This window comes from Streptomyces sp. NPDC102278 (genome assembly GCF_044766345.1).
GTDB lineage: Bacteria > Actinomycetota > Actinomycetes > Streptomycetales > Streptomycetaceae > Streptomyces.
Genome location: NZ_JBIWLV010000005.1, coordinates 389,602 through 406,754, shown reverse-complemented (window position 1 = coordinate 406,754; position 17,153 = coordinate 389,602). Strand labels below are relative to the sequence as shown.

General features: G+C 71.9%; 13 protein-coding genes, 4 tRNA genes and 1 other RNA gene. 7 read left to right on the top strand and 11 right to left on the bottom strand.

Going from position 1 to position 17,153, the window contains the following annotated elements; translation table 11 throughout:
* Positions 1-60: 60 nt before the first annotated feature.
* The 3 genes from purL to purS are packed head-to-tail and all read right to left on the bottom strand — an operon-like array spanning position 61 to position 3,241.
* The gene (gene purL / locus ACIRO3_RS16580; RefSeq protein ID WP_404137080.1) at positions 61-2,310 is read right to left on the bottom strand and encodes a phosphoribosylformylglycinamidine synthase subunit PurL; all 2,250 of its coding nucleotides are present in this window, start codon (positions 2,308-2,310) and stop codon (positions 61-63) included.
* Positions 2,307-2,987 (bottom strand): phosphoribosylformylglycinamidine synthase subunit PurQ, encoded by a 681-nt coding sequence (purQ, locus tag ACIRO3_RS16575; protein WP_404137077.1) that lies wholly within the window; start codon positions 2,985-2,987, stop codon positions 2,307-2,309. The genes purL and purQ overlap by 4 nt, the downstream gene beginning before the upstream one ends.
* Before the next feature lie 2 nt (positions 2,988-2,989).
* Entirely contained in the window at positions 2,990-3,241 is a 252-nt protein-coding gene (gene purS, locus ACIRO3_RS16570) for a phosphoribosylformylglycinamidine synthase subunit PurS (RefSeq protein ID WP_008740952.1), read from the bottom strand.
* Between the two features lie 320 nt (positions 3,242-3,561).
* Here purS and ACIRO3_RS16565 point away from each other — a divergent pair, with 320 nt between their 5' ends.
* From ACIRO3_RS16565 to ACIRO3_RS16540, 6 genes are all read left to right on the top strand, one after another.
* Positions 3,562-3,879: an Lsr2 family protein gene (locus ACIRO3_RS16565; RefSeq protein WP_351382784.1), complete on the top strand. Its 318-nt coding sequence runs from the start codon at positions 3,562-3,564 to the stop codon at positions 3,877-3,879.
* An 88-nt stretch (positions 3,880-3,967) separates the two neighbouring features.
* Positions 3,968-4,039: transfer RNA gene (locus ACIRO3_RS16560), tRNA-Gly, on the top strand.
* Positions 4,040-4,113: 74 nt separating this feature from the next.
* Positions 4,114-4,186 (top strand) — tRNA-Gly (locus ACIRO3_RS16555).
* A gap of 332 nt (positions 4,187-4,518) precedes the next feature.
* Complete coding sequence (locus tag ACIRO3_RS16550; RefSeq protein ID WP_404137072.1) at positions 4,519-5,751, top strand: sensor histidine kinase; 1,233 nt, start codon at positions 4,519-4,521, stop codon at positions 5,749-5,751.
* A 77-nt stretch (positions 5,752-5,828) separates the two neighbouring features.
* The gene (locus tag ACIRO3_RS16545) at positions 5,829-6,458 is read left to right on the top strand and encodes a response regulator transcription factor (protein WP_361974037.1); all 630 of its coding nucleotides are present in this window, start codon (positions 5,829-5,831) and stop codon (positions 6,456-6,458) included.
* Positions 6,459-6,480: 22 nt separating this feature from the next.
* Positions 6,481-6,553, top strand: a tRNA-Gly gene (locus ACIRO3_RS16540).
* A 114-nt stretch (positions 6,554-6,667) separates the two neighbouring features.
* Here ACIRO3_RS16540 and ACIRO3_RS16535 read toward each other — a convergent pair.
* The 6 genes from ACIRO3_RS16535 to ffs all read right to left on the bottom strand — a co-directional run bounded on the left by ACIRO3_RS16535 (position 6,668) and on the right by ffs (position 15,073).
* Positions 6,668-7,585 carry a phosphoribosylaminoimidazolesuccinocarboxamide synthase gene (locus ACIRO3_RS16535; protein WP_404137069.1) on the bottom strand — a complete coding sequence of 306 codons (918 nt, stop codon included), beginning with the start codon at positions 7,583-7,585 and terminating at the stop codon, positions 6,668-6,670.
* Positions 7,586-7,822: 237 nt separating this feature from the next.
* Positions 7,823-9,301 carry a N,N-dimethylformamidase beta subunit family domain-containing protein gene (locus tag ACIRO3_RS16530; protein ID WP_365997431.1) on the bottom strand — a complete coding sequence of 493 codons (1,479 nt, stop codon included), beginning with the start codon at positions 9,299-9,301 and terminating at the stop codon, positions 7,823-7,825.
* A gap of 181 nt (positions 9,302-9,482) precedes the next feature.
* Entirely contained in the window at positions 9,483-11,063 is a 1,581-nt protein-coding gene (locus ACIRO3_RS16525; RefSeq protein WP_404137066.1) for a hypothetical protein, read from the bottom strand.
* A gap of 277 nt (positions 11,064-11,340) precedes the next feature.
* Entirely contained in the window at positions 11,341-12,594 is a 1,254-nt protein-coding gene (purD, locus tag ACIRO3_RS16520) for a phosphoribosylamine--glycine ligase (RefSeq protein WP_404137063.1), read from the bottom strand.
* Between the two features lie 61 nt (positions 12,595-12,655).
* Positions 12,656-14,899 (bottom strand): DNA polymerase III subunit gamma and tau, encoded by a 2,244-nt coding sequence (locus ACIRO3_RS16515; protein WP_404137060.1) that lies wholly within the window; start codon positions 14,897-14,899, stop codon positions 12,656-12,658.
* 79 nt (positions 14,900-14,978) lie between these two features.
* An RNA gene (gene ffs, locus ACIRO3_RS16510) (signal recognition particle sRNA small type) lies at positions 14,979-15,073 on the bottom strand.
* A 316-nt stretch (positions 15,074-15,389) separates the two neighbouring features.
* On the opposite strand from ffs, the gene ACIRO3_RS16505 reads away from it, so the two are divergent.
* Positions 15,390-15,477: transfer RNA gene (locus tag ACIRO3_RS16505), tRNA-Ser, on the top strand.
* A gap of 63 nt (positions 15,478-15,540) precedes the next feature.
* Here the strand turns inward: ACIRO3_RS16505 and ACIRO3_RS16500 are convergent.
* Both ACIRO3_RS16500 and ACIRO3_RS16495 read right to left on the bottom strand, forming a co-directional pair.
* Positions 15,541-16,824 carry a tyrosine-type recombinase/integrase gene (locus tag ACIRO3_RS16500; protein WP_404137057.1) on the bottom strand — a complete coding sequence of 428 codons (1,284 nt, stop codon included), beginning with the start codon at positions 16,822-16,824 and terminating at the stop codon, positions 15,541-15,543.
* A gap of 26 nt (positions 16,825-16,850) precedes the next feature.
* Positions 16,851-17,075, bottom strand: coding sequence for a helix-turn-helix domain-containing protein (locus tag ACIRO3_RS16495; RefSeq protein ID WP_404137055.1), 225 nt, complete (start codon positions 17,073-17,075; stop codon positions 16,851-16,853).
* Positions 17,076-17,153 lie beyond the last annotated feature (78 nt).

Sequence of the window (17,153 nt, the reverse complement as noted above, 5' to 3'; positions counted from 1 at the left end):
ACGACCGAGCCCCCGCCCGGAGGAATTCCGGGCGGGGGCTCGACGACGGCACGGGCGGGATCAGGCGAGCAGCGCCGGGATCGTCGCCTCGTGGGCGGTCCGCAGTTCCGCGAGCGCGATCGTGAACTCGCCCTGGATCTCGATCTCCTCGCCGTCCACCACGCCGATGCGGGCGGCGGGCAGGCCCCGCGCACCGCACATGTCGGTGAAGCGGAGCTCCTCGCTGCGCGGAACGGCCACGACGGCGCGGCCCGCGGACTCGGAGAACAGGAAGGTGAAGGCGTCCAGGCCCTCGGGCACCACGATCCGCGCACCGTTGCCGCCGCGCAGGCAGGACTCGGTGAGCGCCTGGATCACGCCGCCGTCGGACAGGTCGTGCGCGGCGTCGATCATGCCGTCGCGCGAGGCCGAGATCAGGATCTCGCCGAGCAGCTTCTCGCGGCCCAGGTCCACCTTCGGCGGCAGGCCGCCGAGGTGCTGGTGGACGACCTCGGACCAGGCCGAGCCGCCGAACTCCTCGGCGGTGTCGCCAAGCAGGTACAGCAGCTGACCGGCCTCCGCGAACGCCATCGGCGTACGGCGGTTGACGTCGTCGATCACACCGAGGACCGCCACGACCGGGGTCGGGTGGATCGCGGTGTCGCCGGTCTGGTTGTACAGCGAGACGTTGCCGCCGGTCACCGGGGTGCCCAGCTCCAGGCAGCCGTCCGCGAGACCGCGGGTGGCCTCGGCGAACTGCCACATGACGCCCGGGTCCTCCGGCGAACCGAAGTTGAGGCAGTCGGAGATGGCGAGCGGCTTGGCGCCGGTCGCGGCGACGTTGCGGTACGCCTCGGCCAGCGCGAGCTGCGCGCCCGTGTACGGGTCGAGCTTCGCGAAGCGGCCGTTGCCGTCGGTGGCCATCGCGACGCCGAGGTTGGTGTCCTCGTCGATGCGGACCATGCCGGCGTCCTCGGGCTGCGAGAGCACCGTGTTGCCCTGGACGAAGCGGTCGTACTGGTCGGTGATCCAGGACTTGGAGGCCTGGTTCGGGGAGGAGACCAGCGCCAGGACCTGCGCGCGGAGCTCCTCGGAGGTCTGCGGACGGGGCAGCTTGCCCGCGTCGTCGGCCTGGAGGGCGTCCTGCCACGCGGGGCGGGCGTACGGCCGGTTGTAGACCGGGCCCTCGTGGGCGACGGTGCCCGGGGGCACGTCCACGATCTGCTCACCGTGCCAGAAGATCTCCAGGCGCTCGCCGTCGGTCACCTCACCGATGACGGTGGCGATGACGTCCCACTTCTCGCAGATCTCCATGAAGCGGTCCACGTACTGCGGCTCGACGATCGCGCACATGCGTTCCTGCGACTCGCTCATGAGGATTTCCTCGGGCGAGAGCGTCGCGTCGCGCAGCGGCACGGTGTCGAGCTCGACGCGCATGCCGCCGGAGCCCGCGGAGGCCAGCTCGGAGGTGGCGCAGGAGAGCCCGGCGCCGCCGAGGTCCTGGATGCCCGCGACCAGCTTCTCCTTGAAGATCTCCAGGGTGCACTCGATGAGGAGCTTCTCCTGGAAGGGGTCGCCGACCTGGACGGCGGGGCGCTTGGTCGGCTTCGAGTCGTCGAAGGTCTCCGAGGCCAGCACGGACACGCCGCCGATGCCGTCGCCGCCGGTGCGGGCGCCGTAGAGGATGACCTTGTTGCCGGGGCCGGAGGCCTTGGCCAGGTGGATGTCCTCGTGCTTCATCACACCGATGCAACCGGCGTTGACCAGCGGGTTGCCCTGGTAGCAGGCGTCGAAGACGACCTCGCCGCCGATGTTCGGCAGACCCAGGCAGTTGCCGTAGCCGCCGATGCCCGCGACGACGCCCGGCAGGACGCGCCGGGTGTCGGGGTGGTCGGCCGCACCGAAGCGCAGCGGGTCGACGACCGCGATCGGACGGGCGCCCATCGCGAGGATGTCGCGGACGATGCCGCCGATGCCGGTGGCCGCGCCCTGGTAGGGCTCGATGTAGGAGGGGTGGTTGTGCGACTCGACCTTGAAGGTGACCGCGTAACCCTGGCCCACGTCGACGACGCCGGCGTTCTCGCCGATGCCGACGAGCATGGCGTCGTTCTGCGGGACCTTCTCGCCGAACTGCTTCAGGTGGACCTTGCTGCTCTTGTACGAGCAGTGCTCGGACCACATGACCGAGTACATGGCGAGCTCGGCGCCCGTGGGGCGGCGGCCGAGGATCTCCCGGATGCGGGCGTACTCGTCCTCCTTGAGGCCGAGTTCCTTCCACGGCTGGGAGGCGTCCGGGGTGTCGGTGGCGTTCTTGACGGTGTCGAGGCTCATGCGCTGACCAGCTTCTTCAGGACCGAGGTGAAGAACGGGAGGCCGTCGGTGCGGCCCGTCCCGATCAGCGGTTCCACCGCGTGCTCGGGGTGCGGCATGAGACCGACGACGTTGCCCGCGGCGTTGGTGATGCCGGCGATGTCGCGCAGCGAACCGTTCGGGTTCCCGTCCAGGTACCGGAAGGCCACTCGGCCTTCGGCCTCCAGTTCGTCCAGCACGCGCTCGTCGGCCGTGTAGCGGCCGTCCATGTTCTTGAGCGGTACGGAGATCTCCTGGCCGGCGCTGTAGTCGCCGGTCCACGCGGTCTCCGCGTTCTCCACCCGCAGCTTCTGCTCGCGGCAGATGAAGTGCAGGTCGGTGTTGCGGAGCATCGCCCCCGGCAGCAGATGGGCCTCGGTGAGGACCTGGAAGCCGTTGCAGATGCCGAGGACCGGCATGCCGGCCCTGGCCTGCTCGATGATGGTCTCCATCACCGGCGAGAAGCGGGAGATGGCCCCGGCGCGCAGGTAGTCCCCGTAGGAGAAGCCGCCCGCGAGGACGACCGCGTCGACCTGGTGCAGGTCCTTGTCGCGGTGCCACAGCGAGACCGGCTCGGCTCCCGCGAGGCGGATGGCGCGCAGCGAGTCACGGTCGTCGAGCGTTCCGGGGAACGTGACGACTCCGATGCGAGTGGTCACCCTCAGGCCTCGACCTTCACGGTGAAGTCTTCGATGACGGTGTTGGCAAGGAAGGTTTCGGCCATCTTGTGGATGCGGTCGAGGGCGGCCTGGTCGACCGGTCCCTCCACCTCCAGTTCGAAGCGCTTCCCCTGGCGGACGTCGGCGATTCCCTCGAAGCCCAGCCGCGGCAGTGCACGCTGCACCGCCTGGCCCTGGGGGTCGAGGATCTCCGGCTTGAGCATGACGTCGACTACGACGCGTGCCACTGGCACTCCCGTGTGGTGGTTGGTGCGAAGGCGGTTCCATCAGCGTACCCGGCGAAAATTTCTACGCGGGTAGATATACCTTGGGCATGATCCGCGATCGGTTTCAGCTTCACCAACGCTTCGCAAAATCCACCGGAAAACCACGTGCTCGGGATTGCGGCAGGACACGCGGAGAGAATTAACTGGGCTTCGCAATTCAATGCGAATCACGGTACAAAGGAATCAGTCGGGATTCCGACGGATTGATGCATTGCTCCGAAACATCCACACAGGCGACATCACCGCATGTCAGCACGCGGTGACCTCGCACGAAGGGACCGATATCCGTGGCGCAGCGCGTAGTAGTCACGATCTCCGATGACATCGATGGCGGAGAAGCGGCGGAAACGGTCGTGTTCGCACTGGACGGTAAGTCGTACGAGATCGACCTCAATGTCGCCAACGCAAAGAAACTGCGGAAGAGCCTCGCCCCCTTCGTGGCCGCCGGCCGCCGCCAGGCGCGATCGGGGAAGGCGTACAAGCACACGTCGATCGCCCCCGATCCGGCGGTCGTCCGGGCCTGGGCCCGGTCCAACCACCACGACGTGCCGCCGCGCGGACGCATCCCCAAGCGCGTCTACGAGGCCTACAACGCTGCCCACTGACCCCGGATTTGCCATCCACCCCCTCCGATCGGCTAGTGTGTGGATCACGCCAAGGGGCGAGGCCGCAAGGTCAAGACCCCGAAGTCGTGCGGGTGTAGTTCAGTAGCAGAACACCCCCCTTCCAGGGGGGAGGCGCAGTGTGCAATCCCTGTCACCCGCTCTGCACGCTTTACCGACCACGGTTGTGGATCAGGTAGAGTGATGCTCGCAGCGCACGGCTTTACGTCGTTGCATGCGGACGTAGCTCAGTTGGTAGAGCACCACCTTGCCAAGGTGGATGTCGCGCGTTCGAGTCGCGTCGTCCGCTCAGTGTGACAAAGGCCCCGATCATTGATCGGGGCCTTTGTCGTGTGTTCACCCCTATACCCGCGCCTTTGCCCGGCCCCGGCTGACATATGTCATCTCCCGCCATGACAGCGCGCACTGCCGGCGCGGCCGGTCGGTCGCGAGGCTTGTGTGGTGAGCGACACAGCGAGCCGCCGGCGGAGTCTCCTTCCCGGTGGGGCGCGGCCGGACCTCGCCGCGCTCGTCGCGTTGGCCTGGACCGTGGACACCGTGTTTGCTGTCCACCGGTGGTCGCGCCGGGAACCGCGCCGCCGGTCGGCGTGGAGCCGTGAACGAGGTCGGGGGGCTGGGACCGTGTCGAAGCTGACGGGGTGGTGGAAGAACCGCAGCAGTGCGGGGAAGGTCGAGCTCTACACGCGGTGGTCGTTCCACCTCTTCGTGGCGATCGAGATCCTGACCTTCGGAGTCGGCGGCCTGGTCCTCGGTCCGCGCAAAGCCCCGGGCTCCGTCGACCTGATCCTGTTGGCGCTGATGTGCGGGCACTCCGTGCTCGTCGGGTTCCTCTCCTCCCGGGCGTTGGACTGGCTGGTGGGGCGCCGGGAGCGTCCGGTGTGGGTGGCGGCGGCGACGGTGGTCGTGACGGCCGCCGGGTGCCTGAGCGTTCTCGTCCTGCGCCGGACCGGGCACGTCGACGAGGCCGTCGCCCCGATGCTGGTGACGGGCCTGACCTGCTTCGCCACCGGCTCGCTGGTGATGTGCCTGGAGAAGGCCCGGCACATGTGGTTCGTCGCGCCGGCCCACGCCGCGGCCACCGGCCTGACCGTGGTGGCCGTCGGGCTGCCGGCGCAGGAGGGCGTCGGGTATGCCATCGGGGTGCTGCTGACCGGCCTGTTCCTCAGCTTCGCCTGCGGGTTCTCGGGGTGGCTGCTGCGGATCGTGTACGAACTCGACCGCGCCCGGGAGCTCCAGGCCCAGCTCGCGGTGGCCGAGGAGCGGTTGCGGTTCGGCCGGGACCTGCACGACGTGATGGGGCGCAACCTGGCGGTCGTCGCCCTCAAGAGCGAGCTCGCGGTGCAACTGGCCCGGCGCGGCCGGCCCGAGGCGGTGGAGCAGATGATCGAGGTCCAGCGGATCGCCCGCGAGTCGCAGCGCGAGGTACGGGACGTCGTGCGCGGCTACCGCGAGGCGGACCTGGCGGTGGAGCTGGAGGGTGCGCGCGGGGTGCTCAGCGCGGCCGGGATGGACTGCCGGGTCGAGTACGAGGACCGCCGGGCGCTGCCCGCCGAGGTGCAGTCGGCCCTGGGCTGGGTGGTGCGGGAGGCGACCACCAACGTACTGCGGCACGGCGACGCGCAGAGCTGCCTGATCCGGCTGGCCGAGGCCCCGGACGGCTCGGGCGCGCTGACCTTGCTGGTGGAGAACGACGGGGCCCCCGAGGCGCCGTCCGGTCCGCCCGGATCGGGGCTCGCGGGGCTGCGCGAGCGCCTCGCGGCGGTCGACGGAACCCTGTCGGCGGGCTCGGCGGAGGGGGGCCGGTTCCGGCTGCTGGCGCGGGTCCCCGAACAACGACCGACGGTGCGGGCGTGAGGCCCGGGCCCATGACTGGAGGTGCGGGCGTGAGCCCCGGGCCCACGACTGGAGGCGCGGGCGTGAGCCCCGGGCCCATGACTGGAGGTGCGGGCGTGAGCCCCGTACGCGTACTGCTCGCCGATGACGAACACCTGATCCGCGGCGCCCTGGCCGCGCTGTTGGCCTTGGAGGACGACCTGCTGGTCGTCGCGGAGGCGGCCTCGGGGCCGGAGGCCCTGGCGATGGCCCGGGCGCACCGTCCGGACGTCGCCGTGCTGGACCTGCAGATGCCGGGGGCGGACGGTGTGAGTGTCGCCACATCGCTGCGGTCCGAACTCCCCGACTGCAAGGTCATGATCGTGACCAGTCACGGCCGGCCCGGCCACCTCAAGCGGGCCCTCGCGGCGGGCGTGCGGGCCTTCGCGCCGAAGACGGTGTCGGCGCAGCGACTGGCCGAGCTGATCCGGACCGTGCACGCCGGAGGCCGTTACGTGGACCCCGAGTTGGCGGCGGACGCGATCAGCGCGGGGGACTCTCCGCTGACCGCCCGCGAGGCGGAGGTGCTGGAACTCGCGGGGGACGGGGCGCCGATCGCCGAGATCGCGGAGCGGGCCTGCCTGACGCAGGGAACGGTGCGCAACTACCTGTCCTCGGCGGCGACGAAGCTGGGGGCCGAGAACCGGCACACGGCAGTGCGTCTCGCACGGCAGCGGGGTTGGGTATAGTGGGTACCGCGCTACGGCGCATGCGGACATAGCTCAGTTGGTAGAGCACCACCTTGCCAAGGTGGATGTCGCGCGTTCGAGTCGCGTTGTCCGCTCTGTACGAAGAAGCCCCCCGATCCTCGGACCGGGGGGCTTCTTCGTGTTCACGGGCCGTTCGGCTTCCCCGGCCCGCTCGGCGGGCCGGGGACACGGGACCGGTCAGCGACCGGTCAGCGACCGGTTTTCGCGGTCCAGGTCAGGCCGGTGAGCCGCTCGTACGCCTCGATGTACTTGGCGCTGGTCTGCTCCACGACCTCCTGCGGCAATGCCGGGGGCGGGAGTTCACCGGCGCGGTCCCAGCCGGAGGCGGGGGAGGTCAGCCAGTCGCGGACGTACTGCTTGTCGAAGGAGGGCTGGGCGCGGCCCGGCTTCCACTGGTCGGCCGGCCAGAACCGCGAGGAGTCCGGGGTCAGCACCTCGTCGGCGGCGACCAGGGTCCCGTCGGCGCCGAAGCCGAACTCGAACTTGGTGTCGGCCAGGATGATGCCCCGGTCGCGGGCGATGTTCCGGGCGCGGGTGTAGACGGCCAGGGTGGCCTGGCGCAGCAGCGCGGCGGTCTCGGTGCCGACGGTGCGCGCGACCTCCTCGTAGGAGACGTTCTCGTCGTGCTCGCCCACCTCGGCCTTGGCGGCCGGGGTGAAGATGGGGCCGGGCAGCTCGGAGCCGTCCACGAGGCCCTCGGGCAGGCCGAGTCCGCAGACGGTGCGGGTCCGCTCGTACTCGGCGAGGCCGGAGCCGGTGAGGTAGCCGCGGGCCACGCACTCGATCGGCACCATGTCGAGGTTCTGGCAGATCAGCGTGCGGCCGGCCCAGTCGGCGGGGGCGCCGGCGGGCAGGGTGGTGCCGATGACGTGGTTCGGGACCAGTTCCCTGAGCTGGTCGAACCACCACAGGGAGAGCTGGGTCAGGACCCGGCCCTTGTCCGGGATCTCGGTGGGCAGGACCCAGTCGAAGGCGGACAGCCGGTCACTGGCGACCATGACGAGGTTGCCGTCCTCGTCGCGGTAGAGATCGCGGACCTTGCCGGTGTGGAGGTGGACGAGGCCCGGCACCTGAGCCGGCTCGGGCTTTTCGACGAATCCGGACACGGGGTCTCCCTGTGGTTCTGTACGAGCGCGGTCCCATTGTCCCGTACGGGGCCGCGCGCCCTCGCCAGGGGGCGCGGCCCGTCGCGTCGGCCGGCGGTGCGGTGCGGGATGCCGCGTCGGCCGGCGGTGCGGTGCGGGATGCCGCGTCGGCCGGCGGTGCGGTGCGGTCCGGTGCGGTGGGTGGGGGGTGCCGGGGGCCGTGCCGGGCGTGGGGGCCGTGTCTGGTGTGGGGGCGTGTCAGTCGTGCTTGCAGATCCGGTCGAGGAGGTTGGCCGTGGCCCGCTGGACCCGTTCGTCCACGTGGCCGGGGCGGTCGAGCGCCGGGGACCAGGCGAAGGTGCCGGACGCGAACACCCAGGCGCCGCTGGGCGACCGGTACAGGGACGTCTCCTGGTGGCGCTTGGCGCCCTCGCTGTCGAGGTACGGGGAGTGCGCGAGCAGGATCCGGTCCTGGTGTTCGGGAAGCTGGGTGCGCGGGAAGTACCGGTCGGCCTCGCCGGCGACCAGTCCGTCGAGCTCGTCGTTCTCGGCGGCGCCGGTGGAGTCCCAGAGCCAGTGCGTGGCGTTGCGCACGATCAGGGGCGCGGGCTCGGGGACCCGTCCCGCGTACTGGATGCCGAGCAGTTGCTGTTCCGGGCGGTCGACCTCGCGCCAGAGGCTGGGGCGGCCGGGTCCGCGCCGCTTTCGGCAGGTGAGGAGCCGGTCCTCGACCCCGGACGGGGAGGGGGCCAGTTCGACCTGCCAGTACATGGTGTTGGCGGAGAGGAATACGAGCGAGGTGCCGTGCTCGCGGGCGCGCTCCACGGTGCGGCGCATGGGGGCCGACCAGTACTCGTCGTGCCCTGGGAAGACCAGGCCCCGGTAGCGGGTGGGGTCGACGCGGCCGGCGTGCAGGTCCCGGGTGTCGGCGTAGGCGATGTCGTAGCCGTAGCGCTCGGCCCAGCGGATGAAGTCGTAGGCGTGGCCCACGTGGAGCGGCAGGCCCGCGCCCGCGTAGGGGCGGTCGAAGGACACGGTGGTGGCGGCGTCCCGCTCCCCGAGGAGGCGGCCCTGTTCGTCCCAGGCGTGGTAGAGGCTCGCGCCGGTGTGGCCGTCCTCCGGGTAGAGGTTGTAGGCCTGCCAGGTGATGTCGGGCAGCAGGAGCAGCAGGTCGGCGGGCTGATCGTCGCGGACCGTGAAGGGGATGTGGGAGCGGTAGCCGTCCACGGTCGTCAGGACGGCCACGTACGCGCCGACGTTCCAGTACGAGGGGACCTGGAGCCGCCAGGACAGCCACCAGTGGTGGCAGGAGACCGTCCGGTCGGCGGCGAGCGGGGCCGGCTGGACGATGCCGGAGAGCCGGGGACTGGAGTGGATCTTGCTGGCGCCGTCGCCCGCGTAGTGGCCGATGCGGTAGATGTCGACGGAGAACTGTTGCGGCGGGTCCACGGTGATGTGGAAGTCGATCGCCTCGCCGGGGGACACGGCGCCGGTGGAGGCGAAGCCCTTGATCTGTCGGTGGACGTCGTCGGCGGTGAGCGGGCCGCCGCCGCTGCGGGCGCGCGGGATCTGGCCGGGGGCGACGGCGGGGTCGACGTACCAGGGGACGACCTGGCCGGTGTCGTCGAAGTACAGCTCGCTGCCCCGGAACCAGGGCAGCGGTCCCTGCCCGAAGGGATCGTTCACCGCGTGCGCCAGCGCACCTGATTCCCACCGCCGGATCTGGTCCGCACTCATCCCGCTCCCCTCCCTCGCTCCCCCGAACGTGCATCCGTCGACCCCAGCACATCACATAACGCGCGCACTCCGTCACCGTTCGTCGCGAAAAAGCCTTGTCACATGACCGGGCGCCGCCGGGGGCGATCCGGGGCCAGGGAGCGCGCGCGGGCGCGCGGGCGCGAGCGGCGCCGGCCGCGCCTCACACCAGCCGGACCGGCTTCTCCGGGCGGACTCCGATCTCCTGGAGCCAGTCCCGCAGCGGCTCCGGGTCGCCGTCCTCGACCAGGGACAGCACTCGGGGCCCGAGGTCCGACCGGCGTGCTCCGCCCACCAGCAGCACGGGGCCGTCGAGCCAGTCCAGGCCCGGCGCGGCCCCGGCGGAGTCCACGGCCGCACAACAGACCAGCGCCGTCACGTGGTCGGCCAGCAGGTCCCGCCCACTGCGCGGCGCCTGGAGCGGGAACAGCGGAACGGCGTCCGCGGTCCGCGCCACGGCCGAGTCCGGCCCCGACTCCTGCCGAGCGAGGTCCCCGCTGAGCCTGCCCGCCAGCGACTCCCCGGCGGGGACGGCGTCCGTGAGGTAGGCGATGACCCGCTCCACCGTGGGGGCGGCGGGCGCCGCCAGCCCGTCGAGGGCGGCGTGCAGTCGGGCGGCCTCCGTGCGCCACTTGCGGTCCACGACCTCCTCCGGGTACGCGGCCCAGTCCACCGGGGACCAGTCCGGACCCGCCTCGGCCGGACCGCCGTGGAAGAGCCGCGCGGCCAGCAGCGAGGCGGCCTCGTCGACCGCGCCCGGCTGCTCCAGCAGATCGCAGGCGGGGCGCTCGCCGAGCCGGGAGGTGAACCCGTCCGCGAGGCGGTCGCGGCGGGACAGCTCGGTCAGCGCGGACACCACGCCGGCGTCGAGCCGTGCGGGCCACCGGCCCATCCGCCAGGCCGGCAGGGCCACCCGGGTCAGCAGCCGGTCCCAGCCCGCGTAGGCCAGCCCGACCTGCTCCTGGGCGACGATGCGCAGCCCGTAGTCCACGCCTTGGGCGCGATCCGACGCGGCGGCGGCCACCCCGCGCTCCATCTCCGCGGCGTCCACCCGACACAGGCGCAGCAGCAGCCGGGCCGGCGGGGCGATCCAGCCGAGGCCGGGCCTGGTGCCCACGTCCACGGCGGCGTCGAGCCCCCGTACGAAGGAGCGGGCGTCGGCTATGTCGGGATGGGCGGAGGGGCCCGTGCCGGCGACGACCGGCGCGAGGACCGCCCGGAGTTCCGCGACCCGCATCCACCACAGGAACGGCGAACCGATCACCAGCACGGGGGCCGCGCCGGGCTCGGACTCGGGCCGGCCGGCCGCCGTGTCCGCGCGACGGTGGGCGGGATGGGTGCGGTCCTCCAGCCAGCTGTCGCAGTCCGGGGTCAGGGCTATCGCGGAGGGCGCGGGCACGTCCATGCGGTCGGCGAGGTCGCGCACCAGGCGGTACAGATCGGGGGCGGCGGTCTCGGACAGCGGCACCGTCGGTGTCACGGCGGGGCCGGCCCGCAGCACGACGGCGGCGAAGACCCCGCCGACCAGCAGCACGACGGCGGCGACGGCGCAGACGGTCAGGGTCACCGCGGGCCAGGGGTCACCGGCCAGCCGCCCCGTCGTCCGGGCGGCGACGAGCACCACCGCGAGGGCGGCGGGCAGCAGCGCGAGGGCCAGCGCCCTGCTGCGGACCCGCAGCACGGCGAGGGCTCGGGAACGCGCGGACGGCGTCCCACCTTCAGCGATCGAACCGGTTCCGGACACGGCCGGACCTCACCCCCCTCTGCCCTGCGGCGGCTTTGCTCACTCCCCCACTGTGACACCAGCCACCGACATCGCAATGCCGGTGGGCCATGTGCCGGAACGCTTGCGCCGCACCCTAGTTGGGGCCGGCGCGAGAGTCAGGCGGTCCGGGGCACCATCACCCGATGGAATGGCTTTGGGTAAAGGTGGGTGCGTTCGAACGCGGCCGGATGCAGTCGCACGCGCGGGCCCAGGCGCACAGAGTGCGCCCGGGCCCGCGTTCACGTCGTTCCGCTGTTCAGCGGCCTTCGGCGGCCTTCGCCGCGATGTCCGTGCGGTGCTGCGAGCCGTCGAGCCGGATCCGGGCGACGGCCTTATACGCCCTCTCGCGGGCCTGCGCCAGATCGGAACCGGTCGCCGTCACCGAGAGGACGCGGCCGCCCGCGCTGACGACGGAGTCGCCGTCGCGGCGGGTTCCGGCGTGCAGCACGTACGCGTGCGGGGCGTCCTGCGCGGCCACGTCGGCCAGACCCTCGATCGGGTCCCCGGTGCGCGGGGTCTCGGGGTAGTTGTGCGAGGCGATGACGACGGTGACGGCGGCGTCCTCGCGCCAGGCGAGCGGCGGCTCGGTGTCCAGGGTGCCCCGGGCCGCGTTCAGCAGCACGCTCGCGAGCGGGGTGCGCAGGCGGGCGAGGACGACCTGGGTCTCGGGGTCGCCGAAGCGGGCGTTGAACTCGATGACCCGGACCCCGCGCGAGGTGATCGCCAGACCGGCGTACAGCAGCCCGGAGAAGGGGGTGCCGCGGTGGCGGAGCTCGTCGACGGTGGGTTGCAGGACGGAGGCCATGACCTCGTCGACCAGCTTGGGGTCGGCCCAGGGGAGCGGCGAGTACGCGCCCATGCCGCCGGTGTTGGGGCCCGCGTCGCCGTCGAGCGCGCGCTTGAAGTCCTGCGCGGGCTGGAGGGGCAGGACGGTGACCCCGTCGGTGATGGCGAAGAGGGAGACCTCGGGGCCGTCGAGGAACTCCTCGATGACGACCCGGTCGCAGGCCAGCGCGTGCGCGCGGGCGGCGGCGAGGTCGTCGGTGACCACGACGCCCTTGCCGGCGGCGAGGCCGTCGTCCTTGACGACGTACGGGGCGCCGAAGGCGTCGAGGGCCGCGTCCACCTCTTCCGGGGTGGTGCACACGTAGCTGCGGGCGGTCGGAACCCCTGCCGCAGCCATCACGTCCTTGGCGAAGGCCTTGGAGCCCTCCAGTCGGGCCGCGTCGGCGGAGGGGCCGAAGACGGGGATGCCGGCCGCGCGGACGGCGTCGCCGACCCCGGCGACCAGCGGGGCCTCCGGTCCGACGACGACCAGGTCGGCGCCGAGCTCGACGGCGAGGCGGGCCACCGCGTCACCGTCGAGGGCGTCGACCGGGCGCAGTTCGGCCACCTCGGAGATGCCGGCGTTGCCGGGAGCGCAGTACAGCGCGTTGACGTCGGGGTCGAGGGACAGAGAGCGGCACAGGGCGTGTTCGCGGGCGCCGCCGCCGATGACGAGGACCTTCACGCCATGAAGCGTAGCCCGCCCTCCGGATTCCCTTTCGTGCGGCCACCCAATGAGACGGCCGCTACTCGTTCGTGTATTCCTCCACAACGGTGGCTCCGAGCTCCCGCACGATCAGGTCGTGTCCGGTCAGGGCGCTGTCGACGAGGTCGGGATCGTCCTCCTCGGGGACGTCGTCCTCGGGGGCGACCGGCGGGGGCGCCTGCCGTTCGGGCGGCCGGGGTGAGGACGCGGACTGCTGAGGCGGCTGCTGGTACGGGGCCGACTGCGACGACTGCTGCGAAGGCGGGGCCGGGGCCTGCTGCTGCGGGGGCGGCGGACTGTACGCGGGAGCCGCCGGGGCGGAGTACGAGCCCACGGCGGGCACGGGCGTGCCGCCGCCGATCACGGCTTCGATCTTCCAGTTGACCTGGAACTGCTCGGCGAGGACGGCCTTGAGGACGTCCTCGCTGCCGCTGCTCGCGAAGTTGTCGCGGGCTCCGACATTGGGGAAGCCGAGCTGCAACGTCGTTCCGTCGAAGCCGGTGACCTGGGCGTTCTGGCTGAGCAGGATCCAGGTGAAGCGGCGGCGGTTCTTCACGGCCTCCAGGACACCGGGCCACATGGCCTGTACCTGGCCCGCGCCGGCGGCCATGCCGGGTGAGGGGATGGCCGGCGCGGGGCCGCCGCTCGGGGCGGCGGCGGCCGGGGCGGGGGCGGGTGCGGAGGCTCCCGATCCGGGTGCGGTGGCGCTGGGCCAGGCGCCGGCGGCGGGGGTGGCCTGAGCGACGGGGGCCGGGGCGGGGGTGGTGGGGCTCGCGGCTCCCGGCCAGGCACCCGGCCGACCTTCGGCGGGGGCGGGGGCGCCGGAGCCCGGCTGGGCCGCGCCGGGCCAGGCACCGGGCGCGGGGGCGGGTGCGGGGGCGGGTGCGGGGGTCTCCGCCGGGGTGGGGGCGGCCGGGGTGTGGGCGGCTGCGGCCGGGGTGTGGGTGGGGGGCGCGGGTGCCGCGGGGGCGGACTCGGGTTCGGGGGCCCGGGCGGCGGCGCGGGCGGCGGCCATTCCGCCGGCGGGTCCGGCCGGGGCCATGCCGTGGGCCTCGGGCCCGGGCACGTACCCCATGGCGGGCATCGCGACGGGCGCGACGGCGCCCGCCGCCCCGGCCGCCGCGAACCCGCCACGCTCCAGGCGGTCCAGGCGGGCCTGGAAGGAACGCTCGTCGTCGAAGGCGGCGGGCAGCAGCACGCGGGCACAGATCAGTTCCAGCTGGAGCCGGGGCGAGGTCGCGCCCCGCATCTCGGTGAGCCCGGTGTTGACCAGGTCGGCGGCGCGCGACAGCTCGGCGGCGCCGAACACGGACGCCTGGGCCGTCATCCGCTCGACGACATCGGCGGGGGCGTCGATGAGCCCCTTCTCCCCGGCGTCGGGAACGGCGGCCAGGATGACCAGGTCGCGCAGCCGCTCCAGCAGGTCGGCGACGAACCGGCGGGGGTCGTTGCCGCCCTCCACCACCCGGTCGACGACCTCGAACGCGGCGGCCCCGTCCCCGGCGGCGAAGGCGTCGACGACCGAGTCGAGCAGCGATCCGTCCGTGTAGCCGAGGAGGGACGTCGCCATGGCGTACGTCACACCCTGCTCGGCGGCGCCGGCGAGCAACTGGTCCATCACCGACATCGAGTCACGCACCGAGCCGGCGCCGGCCCGCACGACGAGGGGCAGCACGCCGTCCTCGACGGTGGCGCCCTCGCGCCCGCAGACCTCGCCCAGGTAGTCCCGCAGGGTGCCGGGCGGGACGAGCCGGAAGGGGTAGTGGTGCGTCCGGGAGCGGATGGTGCCGATGACCTTTTCCGGCTCGGTCGTGGCGAAGATGAACTTCAGGTGCTCCGGCGGCTCCTCGACGACCTTCAGCAGGGCGTTGAAGCCCGCCGAGGTGACCATGTGGGCCTCGTCGATGATGTAGATCTTGTAGCGGCTGGAGGCGGGCCCGAAGAAGGCCTTCTCGCGCAGGTCACGGGCGTCGTCCACGCCACCGTGCGAAGCGGCGTCGATCTCGATGACGTCGATGGACCCGGGGCCGTTGCGCGCGAGGTCCGTGCAGGACTGGCACTCCCCGCAGGGGGTCGGCGTGGGGCCCTGCTCGCAGTTCAGGCAGCGGGCCAGGATGCGCGCGCTGGTGGTCTTGCCACACCCTCGCGGACCGCTGAACAGGTACGCGTGATTGACCCGGTTGTTCCGCAGGGCCTGCATCAGCGGGGAGGTGACATGCTCCTGACCGATGACCTCGGCGAACGACTCGGGGCGGTAGCGGCGGTACAGCGCAAGGGACGACACGTATACGAGGTTATCCGGGCCCACCGACAACAGCCGCCCGCCGGCTCCTCGGATCCCCCGCCGGAGCCGCCCCGGAACGCAAAACGCCCCCCACGCACCCGCCAGAGCCCACTTACCCTTGCTGCCTTCCGGCCCTGGGGGAGTTGGGTGAGATAGCGCCACGTGAGGGGCTGGCCCCACCCTAGCCGATGAAACGACCCGGAATCGACCCGGCCGATCCATCGGCCACTTCCGGGTCGTTCGCGACGCCTCTCGCCGCTCCGTCCTGGATCGCCGGCGGCGTCCCTCGCGATCCGCCATGGATCGCCGGCGGCGTCTCCTCCCGGATCGCCGGCTGATCCGTCCCGGAACGGACCCGGTTCTCCCTGCCGGTTCTCCCTGCCGGTTCTCCCTCCCGGATCGGCCCCGGGATCGCTCCCGGATCCGTCCCGGTCCGCCGCCCGACGATCACGTTCGCGAGCACCCCTGAACGTCTTGTATTGTTTGCCCCGGAGGATTCGCCTAGTGGCCTAGGGCGCACGCTTGGAAAGCGTGTTGGGGGCAACCCCTCACGAGTTCGAATCTCGTATCCTCCGCCATTGCTCTCACCGGGCAATACGTCGAAGGGCCCCGCTGCTTGCAGCGGGGCCCTTCGTCGTTCATCAGGTTCCGTTGTCCTGGTCTTTGTCCACAAGGCTCTTCTGCGAGGGACCCCAGATGGCCTCCCCGATCTTCTGCGCCACGTCCTTCAGCATGGCGTCGGGCACGTGCAGGTACCGCGCACGCATCCGGGCAGAGGTTCCTGCCTCCCAGCCCATGATCTGGTCGATGACCCGGTCCGGAACCCCGAGCAGCATGAGCACGGTGGCGGCGGTGTGCCGTGCGTCGTGCAGGCGCGCGTCCCTCACACCCGAGTCCCCGATGAGCTTCTTCCAGTCGTGATAGTCCGTGTTCGGGCTGAGAGGGCCGCCGAGCGGCTTGGTGAAGACGTACTCCGACTCGGTCCACAGGTCGCCGGCCGCCCTCCGCTCTCGGGCCTGGACCTCCTTGTGCGCCCGGAGCATCCGGACCAGGGGCCCCGGCAGGGGCACCGCACGACGTCCGGCGCGCGACTTGGTGTTCTTCGTCTCGCGCCGCACCTGGCTGCGCAGGGGGCAGTACCCGGCCTTCCGGCCGCACGGCGCAGCTTCCTTGCACCCGTGCGCGTACTTCGGCCGCAGCCGGTTCCGGCGCAGCTTCAGGTACTCGCTCTCCAGGTCCACGTCGGCCCACCGGAGCCCCAGCGTCTCCCCCTGCCGCAGCCCGAGCGCGAGGGCAAGCATCCAGCGGGCGCTATTGCGGCGCTTGTTCACCTCGATCAGCAGGCTCTGGATCTCCTCGACCGAATAGGGCTCGATCTCGTCTTCGGCCTCCTCCACCCGCGGCGGCTTGGCCAGGGCGGCGGCGTTCTTCGCCGCGTGGCCGCGCCGTACCGCCTCACCCAGCGCAGTGCGGGCGGTCCGGTGGGCCTGGTGGGCCGTGGCGGGCTTGCTGCCCTTCGCCTTCATCCGGCGGTACAGGCTCTCCAGGTGTTCCGGCTCCAGGCGGTCAATCCGGTGCTTCCCGATACCGGGCACGAGGTGCACCCGAACAGCCACCTCGTAGCCGTCGTAGGTGTTCTCACTGACGGCTTCCTTGGCGATGTTCTCGACCCAGTGCCACAGCCACTTCTCGACCGTCCACAGCTTCCCGGGCTGCTGGGCAGTCCCCTGGTCACGCTGCTTCTCCAGCCGCTTGACCTCCTCCATGAGGAGATCCTCCGTAAGCCGGGTGATGTGCCTCCGGTACGGCTCGCCGTTGTCCCGGTAGCCCATCGGCACTCTGGCGTGCCAGCGTCCGTCCTTTCCGAAGTAGATCGCGGTTTCGCCGTTGGCGCGGCGGGTGCCCTTCTTGCTTCTCTCTGCCATAGGCAGACTCCTGTCTCAGGTGGCCATCAAGCCGCGTGTTGGGTGGTGCGGAGGCGGGTCACGTACTCGGCCGGCGCATCGACCGGGACCCTGCGGAGTCCACCGATCAGGACGGACTCCAGCGCGCCAGTGCGGATCAGCGCGAAGCAGGTGGTTCTACCGACGCGGAGTCGGCGGGCGGCTTCCTCGACGGTCAGCAGCACCAGCGTTGGATCTGCCGCGTGGGACACGGCGTCATGGGCGTCAGGCATGGGCTCGCTCCTTGGCGGCCCGCCACAGAAACCACGAAATACACAGAAACCCGGGGCAGGGGGTCTGACCTGCGGAAA

What these genes read in the sequence shown, in the direction of transcription:
- ACIRO3_RS16545 (WP_361974037.1), top strand. Translation starts at nt 5,829, where the DNA reads ATGACTGGAGGTGCGGGCGTGAGCCCCGTACGCGTACTGCTCGCCGAT.
- ACIRO3_RS16500 (WP_404137057.1), bottom strand. Translation starts at nt 16,824, where the DNA reads ATGGCAGAGAGAAGCAAGAAGGGCACCCGCCGCGCCAACGGCGAAACC.
- purL (WP_404137080.1), bottom strand. Translation starts at nt 2,310, where the DNA reads ATGAGCCTCGACACCGTCAAGAACGCCACCGACACCCCGGACGCCTCC.
- ACIRO3_RS16530 (WP_365997431.1), bottom strand. Translation starts at nt 9,301, where the DNA reads ATGAGTGCGGACCAGATCCGGCGGTGGGAATCAGGTGCGCTGGCGCAC.
- ACIRO3_RS16495 (WP_404137055.1), bottom strand. Translation starts at nt 17,075, where the DNA reads ATGCCTGACGCCCATGACGCCGTGTCCCACGCGGCAGATCCAACGCTG.